Below are 14,838 nucleotides of genomic sequence, written 5' to 3'. Positions count from 1 at the left end.
CATCTACATTGCGCTACCCCAAGGGGTGGTTTGCTCTGACGACGGTATACAGTTTCACCGGGTTGGCTATTCTGGCCTCCATTATCTTCTCCCTGCTGCTGTTCCTCTCCATCGATGACAACCCGCTGATGAAGTGGCTGTTCGGCGGCTTGGCCATCATCTTCGAGCTGGGCAAGTTTTACGTCTGGTACGAGTACGGCGAGCGCAAGGCGCGGCGGGATTTAAGTGGTGCTTTCTGGTCGTTGCTGTTTTACAGCGTGCTGGCGGCCATCTCCATCGGCGGCAGTATCGGTGGCATCAACAGCGCCACCAATACGGTGTTGAGCCAGCAGGCGCGCCACGAGCGGGAGCTGGCCCGTTTCGACGAGCAGATCGCCAGCATCGAGCGGCAGATCCAGCTCAACGAGGAGGCGGCCCGCAAATATATCGAGCTGGAGCGCATCTCCAGTGGCGTCTCCTCGTTGCAGCATGCCAACACCAAGCTGCGCTTGCAGCAGGATGAGCTGCGTCAGCAGCGCGATGCCAAGCCGGTCAACGAACAATCCTCCATGCTGGGGCTGATGAGCAGTCTGGCGGACGGGGTAGGGATGAGCATCAGTCAGGTGCAGTTCCTGCTGGTCTGCTTCCTCTCGGTGCTGCTCGACGTGTTCGGTGCCTTTTTCGTCAGTCTGATCGGCGAGGAGAACCGCTTTCGCCGGATGTGGCGCTGGCAGCAGGAGCAAGCTCGCAGAGAGGCGCAGGCAGCGTTGGCGATGGCTGCCCAGCCCGAGCCCATCATGCCCCCCGAGCCCGCCCCCGAAGTGCTGGCGCAGGTGCGCGGTGCGCTGGTGAGCGGTGAGCTCAAGTGCAGCAAGCGCTCGGTGGCACAGGCGCTGTCACTCTCGCTGGAGGAGGTGGACCGGGTGTTCCACCATCTGCTGTCGCAAGGGGTGCTGGGACAGGGGAGCAATCGACACTACTACCTCAATCCGGCGCTGGAGCAGCAACCCGGATAGTGAGAAGGCCACCGAAACTCGGTGGCCTTTTTCGTTATCGAGTGGCTTGGCACTCAGTGAGTCAGCACCATCATCAGGCTGAGGAAGGCGGCCAGTCCGCCACCGATGCCGATGATCCAGTAAAACCCCTTGGCCCCCTGTTTGAGCGGGATGCGGAAGTAGAGCAGAAATGCCCACCACCCCAGTGCCAGCAACAGAGGAATAAGAAACATTCGAGCCATGGTGTCCTCGCTGTTATTCTGTTGACCCTTGATCAATCAACAGGATGGATTGTGCAATGACGCAACTACAGATTACCGCATTCGGTGACCCCTCGGTACTCAAGCTCAACCCTTCCCTCGATAAGGTGCCAGCCGATGGCGAAGTGCGGGTACGCATCTGCTTTGCGGGGGTGAATCCCATCGATGCCAAAACCCGCGCCGGTCTTGGCTGGGCGGCGGCCCAGAACAAGGACAAGCTGCCCTGGACACCGGGTTATGACATCTCCGGCGTGGTAGAGAAGGTGGGCCCCGGCGTGACCTCGCTGGTCGAGGGGGATCGGGTGTGCGGCATGGTCGGTTTTCCCCTCGCTGCCGGTGGCTACGGGGAGTCTGTGGTGGCAAGCGAGAGTGAGCTGGTCAAGCTCGACGGGGTGAGCCTTCAGCAGGGGGCGGCGCTGCCGCTGGCGGGACTCACCGCCTGGCAGGGATTGCTCGAGCATGGTGAGCTCAAGGCGGGACAGCGAGTGCTGGTTCTGGCCGGGGCTGGCGGTGTCGGTCATCTGGCGGTGCAGTTTGCCAGCGCCTATGGCGCCGAGGTGGTGGCTACCGCAAGTCCCGACAACCATGGCTTCCTGCATGCTCTGGGGGCGCGCTGGATGGTGGATTACCATGATGCGAACTGGCCCGCACGGGTGGTGGCAGAGGCCGGTCAGGTCGATCTGGTGCTGGATCTGGTGGGTGGCGAGAGTGGCAAGGCGGCGCTGGCCTGTGTCAAACCGGGTGGCCGCTTGGTGACGGTACCCACCATCACTGCCCAGCAGATCAAGGATGCTGGGGCTGCGGCGGGGATCGAAGTGGTCGGTATGCTGGTGCACCCCGACCTGAAGCAGTTGGGGCAGATGTTGATGCTGCTGCGTCAGGGGGAGGTAAAGGTTACCCTTGCCGGTGAATTCCCCCTGGCCGAGGGGGCGCTGGCCCATCAGGCCATCGAAGGGGGCCATGTGCGCGGCAAGCTGCTGCTGCGGATGCCTGCGGCCGATGGTCTGCCCGGATGAATGGCATTACCGAGATGGGGCTGGGGTGGCTCTTTTTAAGTGCATTCACCTCAGCCACCTTGCTGCCCGGCAGCTCGGAAGTGCTGCTGGGGGCCATGGCGGCCAAGGGGGAGTGGAGCATGGCGAGCCTGCTGCTGTGGGCGACGCTGGGCAATACCCTCGGATCCATGACCACCTGGTGGCTCGGCTGGCTCGCCACCTTCAAGAAAAAACCGGAAGATTTTCAAGGCCGTGGGGAACAAAAAGCCTTAGGTTGGCTCAAACAACATGGTCACTGGTGTCTGCTGCTTGCCTGGACGCCGGTGGTCGGTGATGGTCTCTGTCTGTTGGCCGGTTGGCTGCGCCTCTCCTTCTGGCGCTCTCTCATTTTGATCGGGCTCGGCAAATTGTTCCGTTATGCCCTGGTTTTTCTGCTGGCCAGTCACATTTTCTAGCCTGTTTTTGTCACTCACGAGGTTACCGTGAACAAAGTCATACCTTTAACGATTCTGCTGGGCTTCACCCTGCCGGTGCTGGCGGCACCGACCCTGATCGCCGAACAGGGCAAGGAGGAGGGCAAGCTCGCCATCCCCTACCAGATGTACAAGCTGGACAACGGCCTGACCGTGATCCTGGCCCCCGATCGCTCCGATCCGCTGGTGCACCTCGATGTGACCTATCACGTCGGCTCATCCCGCGAGACGGTCGGCAAGTCCGGTTTCGCCCACTTCTTCGAGCACATGATGTTCCAGGGCTCGAAACACGTCGGTGATCAGGAGCATATGCGGATCATCAACGAGGCCGGTGGCGATATGAACGGCACCACCAACAAGGATCGTACCAACTACTACGAGACTGTGCCGGCCAACCAGCTGGAAAAAGTGCTCTGGCTGGAGGCGGATCGGATGGGCTTCCTGCTCGATGCGGTGAGCCAGAAGAAGTTCGAGATCCAGCGCGCCACCGTCAAGAACGAGCGGGCCCAGCGGGTCGATAACCAGCCGTACGGGCTGGTGAGCGAGAAGGTGGGGGAGGCGCTCTATCCGCGTACTCACCCCTACTCCTGGCAGCCTATCGGTTACGTGGAAGATCTCGACCGGGTCGATGTAAACGACCTCAAGCAGTTCTTCCTGCGCTGGTATGGTCCCAACAACGCCACCCTGACCCTGGGCGGCGACTTTGACAGCAAGCAGGCCCTCGAGTGGATCGAGAAGTACTTCGGCTCCATCCCGCGTGGTCCGGACGTGGCCGAGCCGACGCCAAAGCCGGTGACTCTGCCCGAGACCCGCTACGTGACGCTGCAGGACAAGGTGCACCTGCCGCTGCTCTATATCAGTTACCCCACCGTCTCCCTTGGCGATCCGCAGGAGCCGGCGCTCGACATGTTTGCCGACGTGCTGGGCGGTTCCGCCAGCTCCATGCTCTACCAGTCGCTGGTGAAAACCGGCAAGGCGATCGATGTGGGGGCGTCCCACTACTGTGAAGAACTGGCCTGTACCCTGACCGTCTACGCCTATCCCAATCCGTCACAGGATGGCAGCCTCAAGACCCTCAAGGGGGAGGTGGACAAGGTGATCGGCGAGTTCGCCCAGCGCGGCCTCAAACCGGAAGATCTGGAGAAGGCGATCGCCAAGTACCGTGCCTCCGCCATCTGGGGTCTGGATAGCGTCTCCGGCAAGGTGAGCCAGCTCGCCATGGGTCAGGTGTTTGCTCAGGACCCCAACTATGTGTTCAAGGCCCTCGATGCCATCGGCAAGGTGACACCTGAGCAGGTGAAGGCCGCCTACGACAAGTTCATCGCCGGCAAGCCTGCGGTGGTGCTGAGTGTGGTGCCCAAGGGCAAGACCGAGTGGCAGGTTGCCACCCCGAACTTTACCCCCGCCAAGCGCGAGCTGCCGGATTACAGCAAGCATGACGAAGCGCTGGCCGAACGACCGGTAAAAGACAATTTCGATCGCAGCGTGCAGCCCAAGGCGAGCGAGGCGGTGAGCGTCAAGGTGCCCGCCATCTGGCACGGCAAGCTCGACAAGAACATCGAGATCATCGGCACCAAGAGTGACGAGATCCCGGCCGTCTCCATCATGATTGCCCTGCCGGGCGGCATTCGTGCCGAAGATAAGGGGCAACTGGGGCTGGCCAATCTGACCGCTGCCATGATGGGGCAGGGCACGGTGCGCCTGACCGAGGCTCAGCTGAGCGACGAGCTGCAAAAGCTCGGATCTTCCATCGATGTCTCCAGTGCCCAGTACAACAACCTCATCACTGTCAGCTCGCTGGCGGACAAGTTGCCCCAGACCCTAGCGCTGGTGCGCGAGGTGCTGGAGCGTCCGGGCATGCGGGAGGCGGACTTCGAGCGGGTCAAGGCGCAGCTGCTGCAAGGGATGCAACAGGCCCAGCAGCAGCCCGAGTGGCTGGCCGGGCAGGCGTTCCGCGAGCTGGTCTACGGCAAGCAGAACCGCCTCGGTCAACCTACCGACGGGGTAGCGGCCGATGTGGCCAAGCTGACCCTGGCGGACGTGAAGCACTTCTATCAGGCCTACTACAACCCCACCAACGCCAAAGTGGTGGTGGTCGGTGATGTGGACCAGAAGCAGATCGAGGAGCAACTTGGCTTCCTGACCGAGTGGAAGGGGGCCACGCCTACTCTGGGGGATCTCAAGCTCAAGGGTGAGCAGGCCAAGCCGGGCATCTATCTGGTCGACAAGCCGGGGGCACCCCAGTCGGTGATCCGCATCGGTCGTCGCGCCATGCCGTTCGATACCACGGGGGATTACTTCACCGCCGGGCTGATGAACTTCAACCTGGGTGGCAACTTCAACAGCCGCATCAACCTCAACCTGCGCGAAGACAAGGGCTACACCTACGGCGCCAGCTCGGGTTTCTCCGCCAACCGCGAGGTGGGCACCTTCGCCACCGGCGCCAATGTGCGGGCCGATGCGACTGTGGATGCCATCCGCCAGTTCCTCAAGGAGATGGACAACTACCGCAAGAGCGGCCCGACCCTGGTCGAGCTGGCCTATATGCGCAGCGCGGTCTCCCAGCAGGATGCCCTCTCTTACGAGACCTTGGGCCAGAAGGCGGGCTTCCTGCTGCAGATGGTGATGTATGACCTGAAACCGGACTATGTGCAGGCCCAGAACAACTTGATCAAAACGGTGTCGCCCGAGGTGCTGAAGGCCAGTGCCGCCCGTTGGCTCAATCCGGCCGACATGGTGATCGTGGTGGTGGGAGACAAGCAAAAGCTTGAAAAACCCCTGAAGGAGCTTCATCTTCCCATCTATCCGCTGCAGTTGCCGTAACTGACGCTTTATAAAAATCAAGAGCCGCCCCGGATGGGGCGGCCTCACATGAGCCGTGAATATGACTACAACAAGCTTGTCGCTCACCGAGTTGCTGAATGCGTTGGGATCACCGGAGCGCCTGACCGCGCTCAAGGGGATCCGGCGCGGGATCGAACGTGAATGCCTGCGCATCACGCCGGATGGCCGACTCGCCCAGAGTGACCATCCCCGGGCGCTGGGCTCGGCCCTGACCCATCCCAATATCACCACAGACTACTCGGAGAGCCTGCTGGAGTTCATCACCCCGGCCACTGACTCCATCGACAGCCTGATGGAGCAGCTCGGCGACATCCATCACCATGTGATTCAGCATCTGGGTGACGAGCGGATATGGCCGCTCTCCATGCCCTGCTTCGTTGGCGGGGAAGAGAGCATCCGGCTGGCCCAGTACGGCAGCTCCAACATCGGCAAGATGAAGACTCTCTACCGTCAGGGCTTGAAGAACCGCTACGGCAGCCTGATGCAGGTGATCGCCGGGGTGCACTTCAACTTCTCCATGCCAGACAGCTTCTGGAGCGAGTGGCAGGACCTGGTGTGCGAAGGATGCTGCAGCCAGCGCTTTATCTCTGACAAGTACATGGGGCTTATTCGCAACGTCTACCGCTTCGGCTGGCTGGTGCCCTATCTGTTTGGTGCCTCTCCGGCCATCTGCGAATCCTTCCTCAAAGGGCGCAAGAGCAACCTGCCGTTCGAGAAGACCGGCAAGGGCACCCTCTATCTGCCTTACGCCACCGCGCTGCGTCTCTCCGATCTCGGCTATACCAACAGCGCCCAGGCTGGGCTCAAGATCAGCCACGACAATCTGCCGGCCTATGTCAGCAGCCTGCGCCGCGCCATCAACACCCACAATCCCGACTTTGCCAAGATCGGGGTCAAGGTGGATGGGGAGTATCGTCAGCTTAACGACAACGTGTTGCAGCTGGAGAACGAGCTATACGCCCCGATCCGCCCCAAGCGCACCCCGCGCAGCGGCGAGAAGCCCTCGGATGCGCTGGATCAGCGCGGCATCGAATACATCGAGCTGCGCACCGTGGACGTCAACCCCTTCACCCCTCTCGGCATCGATGCCGACCAGATCCGCTTCTTCGATCTGTTCCTGGTCTGGTGCCTGCTGCGCCCCTCTCCGGTGCTGAGTGACGAGGAGATTGCCCGCAACCGCCGCAACCAGAACAAGGTGGTGCTGGAAGGGCGCCGTCCCGGCCTGATGCTGGAAGATGAGCAGGGCAATGCCATTGGCCTCAAAGAGTACGGCCTCAAACTGTTCGACGAGCTGGCTCAGGTGGCCGATCTGCTGGATCGCTGCTGCGGCCGCAACCGCTATCGCGAGACGCTGGCGATGCACCGCGAGAAGCTGCTCAACCCCGAGCTCACCTACTCCGCCCGCATGCTCAAGGAGCTGCTGGAGAGCGGCAAGGACAACGGCTGCTACGGTGACAAGCTGGCGACCCGTTATCGCGAGGAGCTGCTGGCAGGGGAGCTGCAGTACTGGGATGAGGCCTACTTTGCCGGTGAGGCGAAGGATTCGCTGGCCAAGCAGCGCGAACGCGAGCGCAGCGACAGCCTGTCGTTCGATGACTTCCTGGCCGACTACTTCGGGACCAGTAAGACCCCGGCCTGAAGGCGGGTTCGTACCAACCAAAGTGCCAACAAAAAGCCGCTCGAGTGAGCGGCTTTTTTATTCCTCTGAACCTGAGCGATATCAGACGTGGTTATACATGGCCTCGATTTCGCTCTGGTACTTGGCTTCGATGATCTTGCGGCGCAGCTTCATGGTGGGGGTGAGTTCACCCAGCTCCATGGAGAAGGCGCTCGGCAGCAGGGTAAACTTCTTCACCTGCTCGAACTTGGCCAGCTCTTTTTGCAGATCGGCGATGCGGGCTTCGAAGAACTCCATCACCCGGGAGTGGCGCAGCAGCTCGGTCTTGCACTGGTATTGCAGGTTGATGGAGCGGGCGTACTCCTCCAGCGACTCGAAGCAGGGCACGATCAGTGCCGAGACGAAGTGGCGAGCATCGGCGACGATGGCGATCTGCTCGATAAAGCGATCCTTGCCGATGGTCCCTTCCACCAGTTGCGGGGCCACGTACTTGCCGTTGGAGGTCTTCATCAGCTCTTTGAGACGTTCGGTGAAGTAGATATTGCCCTGGCTGTCGAGCTCACCGGCATCGCCGGTACGCAGGAAGCCATCTTCGGTCATCACTTCGGCAGTCGCGTCTGGCTTGTTGTAGTAGCCGCGCATCACGGTCGGGGAGCGCACTAGCAATTCGTTGTTCTCACCCAGCCTCACCTCGATGCCGTTCAGTGCCGTGCCGATGGAGCCTAGCTTGAACTGGCTGTCTTCGTAGCAGCAGACGGTGGCGGTGGTTTCGGTCATGCCGTAGCCGTACTTGAGGTTGAGCCCCATCGCCTGGAAGAAGAGGTTCACATCGTCGGCCAGACGGGCGCCCGCCACCGGCAGGAAGCGGGTGCGGCCGCCAAAACGGGCGCGCAGCTTGCGAAACACCAGTCGCTCGGCGAGCCAGAGCTGGCCGTAGAGCAGCGGGGAAGCGGACTTGCCCGCCTGACGGGTGGCAACCATCTGTTTTCCGACCTTGGTCGCCCAGCCAAACAGGGCACGACGCAGAGCCGGAGCCTGAGCCACCTTGGCCTGGATCATGGCATAGGCCTTCTCGTAGAGGCGCGGCACGGCGCACATTACGGTCGGCTGCACCTCGCCAATCACATCCATCACCTTCTGCGGATCGCGGATATAGACGTTCTCGGCGCCACAATAGAGCACGTAGTAGCTCCAGGCCCGCTCAAACACGTGGCTGAGTGGCAGCATGCAGAGCGACACATCCTGCTGATTGAGGTCGAGGCGGCTGTTGTGCATCTCGAAACAGGCGGCGATGTTGCTGAAGTCGAGCATGACCCCCTTGGGCTCGCCTGTGGTGCCGGAGGTGTAGATCAGGGTCAGCAGATCATCCATCCGGTACTGGGTTTCCCGCTCGCGCAGTTCCTGCTCGCTGGGCTGATGGTTGCCGGAGACCAGAAATGTCTGGAAGTGGCTCGCCTGCTCGCAGCCGCGCAGATTGACGTTGCCATCGAGAGCGACGATCTGGCGGATTTCGCCGTTTTGCAGCAGGGTCAGCGCCTGATCGAACTGAGGTTGTTCGCCAACGAACAGCACCTTGATGCCGGCATCTTTGACGATGTAGCGCAGCTGATCGAGTGTGCTGGTGGGGTAGATAGGGACGCTGACGCCGCGGGCGGCAAGGATGCCGAGATCGGCCTGGGTCCACTCCGGCATGTTGCGGGCATAGATGCCGACCATTTCGGTTGGCTGGTGGCCGGCACGGATCAGCGCCTGTGCGCAGTAGTCCATGGCCTGGCCCAGAGTACGCCAGCCGATGGCGCGCCACTGGCCATCTTGCTGAACCCGCAGGGCAGCCTTGTTGCCAAGCTGGGCAATACGTTCACGCATCAGTCGAACCAGATGAAGCTTCGGCATCAGTTAAACATCCTTTAATTACAGTTGTACGCCCGCGAGGGCACTAAAAATCGGGCTAGAGTTTAAACTCCAACATTACGGCTTACAAGTGTTCGCTGTTTGTCTTGGATCACAAAGAGCGCAAATAGCTCTCCCTTTGCTCAGACTGGCCGATACTGCTAGGAGGCAGAGAGAGGGTTAACGATATGAATCTGTGGGTGAAAGGGGCGTTGGCCGCGGTCGGGCTGATGGTGGTGGGGGGCGCTGCGTTTTGGTTCTTTGCCGGAACGTCATCACAGGGGCCCGCCAATCCCTGGTATCAGGGGGCCGAGGGGTATCAGCAGGCGCAGCAACAGGCGCTGGCGTTGGGTTATCCGCTGCTCTATGTGCTGGAGACCCCCAAGTGCCGCCGCTGCGGCGATCTGGAGAAGAAATTCTGGCAGAGCAAGGAGATGGCTGGCCCGCTTGCCCGGTTGGTGAAAGTGCGGCTCAACCCGGGCAAGGGGGATGGCAGCGAGCAGATCCTGCGCCGCTTTCCCAAAGTCGCCACGCCGCCCGGCATCTATATTCAGCAGCCGGGCCAGCCCCTCAGACCCATCAAGATAGTGGTGGATATCGACCAGATCTGGATGCCGGGAAAAACCTGGCAGCGTGGCTTCTATATGCCGCTCTCCGGGGCCGGATTCGAGGCGGTGGTGCATACCACCCTGGCCTTGCAGGATCTGGCGCTGGACAACGCCCCCCTTGATTGAGGGGGGACAAAAGGCTTGGGCGCGACGAACAGGCTGGATCAGCCGAAATCGAACAGTCGCGACATCAACACCGCATCTTCCCTGTCGTTGCCGGTGCCGTAGTAGTCGGCGCGGCGGCAATATTCGGCAAAACCGGCGCTCTCGTAGAGGTTGATGGCGGTCTGGTTACCGGCCCGCACCTCGAGAAACCAGGCCTCTGCCCCGGCTTGCTTGCTGCGCGCCAGATAGGCCTGCAACAGCGCCCGTCCCAACCCCTTGCCCTGAAACGCCGGATGCACGCAGATGTTCATCAGCGAGCTGTCACCGGCCACCAGATCCGAGATATAGAAGCCCGCCGGGCGACCGTCGACCAGCATCAAGCCGTTGAGATAGCGAGGACCGAAGCAGGAGAGCAGGTTGGCCTCACTCCACGGCTCCTTGTGAGCGGCTTGCTCAATGGGATAGACAAGGTCGAAATCGCTCTCGAGCAGGGTACGAAACTCAGGCATGGGGGCTCCGGATGGCAAGGTGTTGGGCACTGGGGTTGGCAGAGGCGGCATTTGTAAAATCAGGTAAAAAGAGCAGCATCACAGTGGGTCTTGGCGGCATGATGCAGGATCACGCCGCGTTGGCCGCAAGGTGCTGGCGCAGCTGTTGCCACAGGGCGCGCTTTTGCGCGGCGCTGGGGGCGAGCGGGCAGATCAGCGCATCAGGCCGCTCGGGGTTGGCCTCCGTCAGCCAGAGCAGGGGGGAGGCGTCCGCCGTTTGCAGGTCGGCAGATGGCAGCTCGCTGAGCAGTGTGACCTCGTCGGGGGGCATGCCGAGCAGTTGGCAGATATCCGCCAACAGCGTGGTGGCTGGCAGCTGAGGCGCCAGCAACCAGAGTTTGCCGCTGGGCAGCGGAGCGCGGGTGGCCGGTGCTGTCTGGCCGGGCGGTGTGGCATCTTGCGCAAGCTCGGGAGCGGGTGCTGCGCCCAGCAATGCCGGACGACGCAGTTGCCAGCTTTGAATGCCCATGCGGGCTAGCATGCTCTGACGAACGGGATCTTGCATCTGGGGCGACTCACTCTTGATCTGCATTGGGGAAAATTGTGTTGCGCAGGGTACACTCGAACCGCTTTTGCTGCACCCTTTGCAACGCATCATCTGGCGCATGCGGGCATGGTGCCATCAGGACACTGGCTATGCATGGGCGCAGCACGCTGCCGATATGGTATCGCACTGCCTTTGCGTTTTTTCCTGCCAGAAGCGGGTATTGTGCGGCAAGAGATACCAGAATAAACATCATAACAAGACAAAACCCAGGGTCGAACAAATGGATATCGCGCCTTGGGGCTAACATCATCCCAGCTTCGGAACACTCTCTATGTCGTCTTTAGCTCAAGCCCAGAATCCTGCGCGTCTTATTCCCATCCAGGAGCGATTGCCCCGGCTGCTGGCCGCCCTCGGTGAAGGGCTCTACGAACGGCAGGATGCCCTGCGCCTCGGTCTGCTGGCTGCCCTCAGCGGTGAGAGTGTCTTCTTGCTGGGGCCACCCGGTATTGCCAAGAGCCTGATCGCCCGCCGCCTCAAGCTGGCCTTTCACGACGCCCGCCACTTTGAATACCTGATGACCCGTTTCAGTACGCCGGAGGAGGTGTTTGGCCCCCTCTCCATTCAGGCGCTGAAAGAGGATGGCAAATATCTGCGCCTCACCACAGGTTATCTGCCGGAGGCTGAGGTGGTGTTTCTCGACGAGATCTGGAAGGCGGGCCCTGCCATTCTCAACACCCTGCTCACCGCCATCAACGAGCGGCAGTTTCGCAACGGCGACAGCCAGCACCCCATCCCGATGCGCTTGCTGGTGACCGCGTCCAACGAGCTGCCGGCGCAGGACAGCGGGCTGGAAGCGCTCTACGACCGGATGCTGGTGCGGATCTGGATGGACCGGGTGCAGGAGAAAGCCAACTTTCAATCCATGCTGGCCAGCGATGGCCACGCCCACCAGAACCTGCCGGAATCCCTGCAGATCCGGGGGGATGAGTACGAGCAGTGGCAGAGCCAGATTGAACAGGTGCGCCTGCCGGATGCCTGTTTCGAGCTTATCTATCAGCTGCGCCAGCAGCTCGACAGCCAGCTGGCCCATCGCTGCTATGTGTCGGATCGCCGCTGGAAGAAGGCGGTACGGCTTATCAAGGCGAGCGCCTTCTTCAATGGCCGCGATGAGGTCGCACCGGTAGATCTGCTGCTGTTCAAGGATTGTCTCTGGCACGACGAGGAGTCCCGTACCGCCCTGCTGGAGATGATGACCGAATTCTCCCGCCTTTACGGCTACCAGCAACTGGCGATGACCCGTCAGCTGCTGGCGTTGCGGGATCAGTTCAAACAGCTGAAACAGAGCGTGGCCCAACGCCTTTGCACAAAGGCCCGGCAACGCAAGCAGTGGTTTGGCCGACGGGCCCGGGGTATCGAGATCCCGCTTGCCAATGCCAGACCCTTTGGCAAGCAGGTGCACTTCCATCTGCTCACCCCGGCGCCGCTGGATGGCGGCGATCCCGAGCGTCTCACCCGCACTCTGGTGTTCGATCGCACCCTGCTCTCCCACTGGCGCCCCACCGGTGAGGCGCTGGTGGGTTATGAGTTCGGCAACCCGAAAGAGGGGCATTACGAGCTGGTGCTGGACGATGAGCTGCGGCTGCAGGTGCTCGATATCCAGCGCCAGCAGATCCCGCTGGTTTTGATGGAGCGCAACGCCATCCCCGAGGTGGTGCTGGCGCCCTGGTTGCAGTCGCTCGACGAGCAGCTGGTTCAGGTCGGCAAGGTGATGCAGGAGCTCAAACAGCAGCGCAGCCTGTTCGAGCGTCACCAGCAACACCTCTTTATCGCCCAGCGCTGGCTGCAGCAGGTGGAAGACAGCTTCTTTGTGCTGAACCGGGATCTCGAACTGCTGCGCAACGAGCTGACCCAGTGGCGCGAGCGGTTGCCAAGGCTGGACGAGTAAGGAGCGCTCATGCTTGAGATCGGCATGCTGGATCTGGGCCTTCTCATGGGAGAGGGTGAGCTGGCGGGAGAGGTGGTGGCGTTGCTGGCGGCCTCGCCCAAGATTTCCGAATTTATCAAACGCTCCCCGCTACAGGGCAAGCTGCTGAAAAAGCGCCTGCAGAGTTGGGGTGAGCAGCTTGGTGAGGAGATCCGTCACAAGCCGGTGCCGGTGGCGCTGGAGCAGGAGTACCTGCTCTATCAGGCGCACCGGCAACTGCCGATGACCGAGCTGATTGGTCGTCTGCCCGGCCTGCTGGAGTCGCTGGAGCAGTACAGCCCCTTCGCTGGGGAGGCACGATCCTTGGTGCGTCAGCTGACGGCCCACCCCACCGAGGGGCTGCGTCAGCTCTTTATCGACAAGTGGTGCGCCAGTCTGGTGGGTAGCCTGCTGCAGTTACAGCAGCAGATCGCCGAGGCGGAGCGGGAGAAGCAGCGTCAGGAGATTGAAGATCAGCTGCTGGCGAGCCGCACTCTGGCCGATGCCCTCGATCCCAACAAAATCTCCGCTGGTGGCCTGTGGGATCTGGCACAGGGGCACTGGCACAAGCGCAGTCTGGTGCTGGTCAAGCAGTATGCCCGCATGTTGCAGCGCGAGCCCTTGCTGGCGGAGATTGCCGGTCTGCTCGGGCGCAGCGAGCGTGATCGGCGGGCGCAGGAGCAACCTGTGCCGCCGGTTCAGGTACTGGAGCTGGAGCCCGCTCCCAGCGACGATGTGCCGGACGATCTGGTGGGCATTCATCAGGCGAACGATCTGATGCGGCTACTGCCAAGCGAGGCGGTGATGCTGGGGCTGCCGGAGCTGGAGCTGGAGTTCTATCGCCGCTATCTGGAGCGGCGTCTGCTCAGCTACCAGTCGCGAGGCACCTTGCCGCGTCAGCGCATCATGCTGCGCACTCCGGAGCAGGGGGGGCAGCAGTTGCAGCAGCGAGGCCCCTTTATCGTCTGCGTCGATACTTCGGGCTCCATGGGGGGATATCCCGAGGAGTGTGCCAAGGCACTCTTTCTGGCGTTGCTCAAGGTGGCGATGGATGAGAAGCGCGGCTGCTACCTGATGCTCTTCTCCACCGAGGTGGCGACCCTCGAGATCACCGCCGATACCGGACTGGACAAGGCGGAGCGCTTCCTCTCCATGAGCTTTCACGGCGGTACCGATCTGGTGCCCTGCCTGGAAAAAGCGCTGGCCAAACTCGATGATCCCGCCTTTGCCAAGGCGGATGTGCTGGTCATCTCCGACTTTATCGCCCAGAGCCTGCCCCATCCCCTGCTCGATCAGATGAACCGCTATCGCCAGCGTCAGACCCGTTTTCACGCTGTCGCCATGTCCCGCCACGCCAAGCAGGCGCTGTTGCGGGTCTTTGACAACAGCTGGCTGCTCGATTGCGGCCTGCGTGGCCGGCTGCTGCGGCGCTTTCAGCACAATTAACTATTTTTTAGTTATGAATAGTGCTTGATGGTTGCTTTGGTAGTTTATTCTGGCGCCAATGCGGAAGGATGGAGGGAAAATGTGAAGTTTTATCCGTGTTGTGTACTGCTGTTGGCATTGAACACCATGGCTGAGCCGGTTTCACCCCTTCAGTTGGAGAGTGAGCTCAATACGCTGGAGCAGACTTACCTCTCTGATCGCGAATTGGGCTTGCGAGTTCAGCGATTGAAGCTGGATTTGTCCGCTTACACATCGGCACAACAGACGCGGATAACTCGCTTGGCCTGCAGACTGCAATCGGCAACCGAGACGGCGGAGTATCGTCAGGCTATGTTTTATGCCGACGAACAGCTTCAGCGTGCTACTGCACAAGGCGATCAATTTGCCCGCAGTGATTTTTTCATGTGCCGCGGCTGGTTTCACCAACTGCTCGGAGAAAACGATAAGGCTAGCCAGGATTATGATCTGGCACTGACGTTGGCTCGTGATATCGGTTCCCTCAAGCAACAGGCAAGTGCTCTCTCCTATCGAGGTTCCCTCTTTTCCTTTCAGGGCCACCCCGCCAAGGGACTCAGAGACCTGATGAACGCTTTGCATATCTATGATGCTCTTGATCTTCCGGGCTGG

Annotated in this window: 12 protein-coding genes and 1 pseudogene; 9 read left to right on the top strand and 4 right to left on the bottom strand. The window is 61.2% G+C overall.

Annotated elements, in window-relative coordinates; all coding sequences use genetic code 11:
* On the top strand, window positions 1-995 hold a 995-nt coding region (locus tag AACS18_RS17905; RefSeq protein ID WP_374956616.1), incomplete at its 5' end, for a Preprotein translocase subunit SecY.
* A 53-nt stretch (window positions 996-1,048) separates the two neighbouring features.
* On the opposite strand, the gene AACS18_RS17900 is transcribed toward AACS18_RS17905, so the two are convergent.
* A complete protein-coding gene (locus AACS18_RS17900) occupies window positions 1,049-1,216 on the bottom strand; it encodes a hypothetical protein (protein ID WP_005308905.1) in 168 nt (55 codons plus the stop codon).
* 56 nt (window positions 1,217-1,272) lie between these two features.
* On the opposite strand from AACS18_RS17900, the gene AACS18_RS17895 reads away from it, so the two are divergent.
* From AACS18_RS17895 to gshA, 4 genes are all read left to right on the top strand, one after another.
* Entirely contained in the window at window positions 1,273-2,250 is a 978-nt protein-coding gene (locus AACS18_RS17895) for an NADP-dependent oxidoreductase (protein ID WP_181363319.1), read from the top strand.
* Window positions 2,247-2,684: a YqaA family protein gene (locus AACS18_RS17890; protein ID WP_005340498.1), complete on the top strand. Its 438-nt coding sequence runs from the start codon at window positions 2,247-2,249 to the stop codon at window positions 2,682-2,684. Before AACS18_RS17895 ends, AACS18_RS17890 begins: the two co-directional genes overlap by 4 nt.
* Window positions 2,685-2,711: 27 nt before the next feature.
* Window positions 2,712-5,525, top strand: coding sequence for a M16 family metallopeptidase (locus AACS18_RS17885; RefSeq protein WP_108612914.1), 2,814 nt, complete (start codon window positions 2,712-2,714; stop codon window positions 5,523-5,525).
* Window positions 5,526-5,586: 61 nt separating this feature from the next.
* Window positions 5,587-7,185, top strand: a complete 1,599-nt coding sequence (gene gshA / locus AACS18_RS17880) for a glutamate--cysteine ligase (protein ID WP_108612913.1) — start codon at window positions 5,587-5,589, stop codon at window positions 7,183-7,185.
* An 81-nt stretch (window positions 7,186-7,266) separates the two neighbouring features.
* Here gshA and AACS18_RS17875 read toward each other — a convergent pair whose 3' ends face one another.
* Window positions 7,267-9,057: an AMP-dependent synthetase/ligase gene (locus tag AACS18_RS17875; RefSeq protein WP_108612912.1), complete on the bottom strand. Its 1,791-nt coding sequence runs from the start codon at window positions 9,055-9,057 to the stop codon at window positions 7,267-7,269.
* 227 nt (window positions 9,058-9,284) lie between these two features.
* On the opposite strand from AACS18_RS17875, the gene AACS18_RS17870 reads away from it, so the two are divergent.
* Complete coding sequence (locus AACS18_RS17870) at window positions 9,285-9,788, top strand: hypothetical protein (protein ID WP_374956617.1); 504 nt, start codon at window positions 9,285-9,287, stop codon at window positions 9,786-9,788.
* A gap of 38 nt (window positions 9,789-9,826) precedes the next feature.
* Here the strand turns inward: AACS18_RS17870 and rimI are convergent, their stop codons facing one another.
* Window positions 9,827-10,276, bottom strand: coding sequence for a ribosomal protein S18-alanine N-acetyltransferase (gene rimI, locus AACS18_RS17865; RefSeq protein ID WP_108612910.1), 450 nt, complete (start codon window positions 10,274-10,276; stop codon window positions 9,827-9,829).
* A gap of 109 nt (window positions 10,277-10,385) precedes the next feature.
* Entirely contained in the window at window positions 10,386-10,820 is a 435-nt protein-coding gene (locus AACS18_RS17860; protein ID WP_108612926.1) for a DNA polymerase III subunit psi, read from the bottom strand.
* A gap of 313 nt (window positions 10,821-11,133) precedes the next feature.
* Between AACS18_RS17860 and AACS18_RS17855 the strand changes: the two genes are divergently transcribed.
* From AACS18_RS17855 to AACS18_RS23610, 3 genes and pseudogenes are all read left to right on the top strand, one after another.
* Window positions 11,134-12,747, top strand: coding sequence for an ATPase RavA domain-containing protein (locus AACS18_RS17855; protein WP_108612909.1), 1,614 nt, complete (start codon window positions 11,134-11,136; stop codon window positions 12,745-12,747).
* Between the two features lie 9 nt (window positions 12,748-12,756).
* Window positions 12,757-14,211, top strand: coding sequence for an ATPase RavA stimulator ViaA (gene viaA, locus AACS18_RS17850; RefSeq protein ID WP_108612908.1), 1,455 nt, complete (start codon window positions 12,757-12,759; stop codon window positions 14,209-14,211).
* A gap of 81 nt (window positions 14,212-14,292) precedes the next feature.
* A pseudogene (locus AACS18_RS23610) lies at window positions 14,293-14,838 on the top strand (GGDEF domain-containing protein); the annotation flags it as partial.

Source organism: Aeromonas sp. HMWF015 (genome assembly GCF_963878965.1).
In the GTDB taxonomy this organism is placed as follows: domain Bacteria; phylum Pseudomonadota; class Gammaproteobacteria; order Enterobacterales; family Aeromonadaceae; genus Aeromonas; species Aeromonas veronii.
The sequence above is the reverse complement of the archived record's forward strand: the minus strand, read 5'-3'. Positions and strand labels throughout refer to the sequence as shown.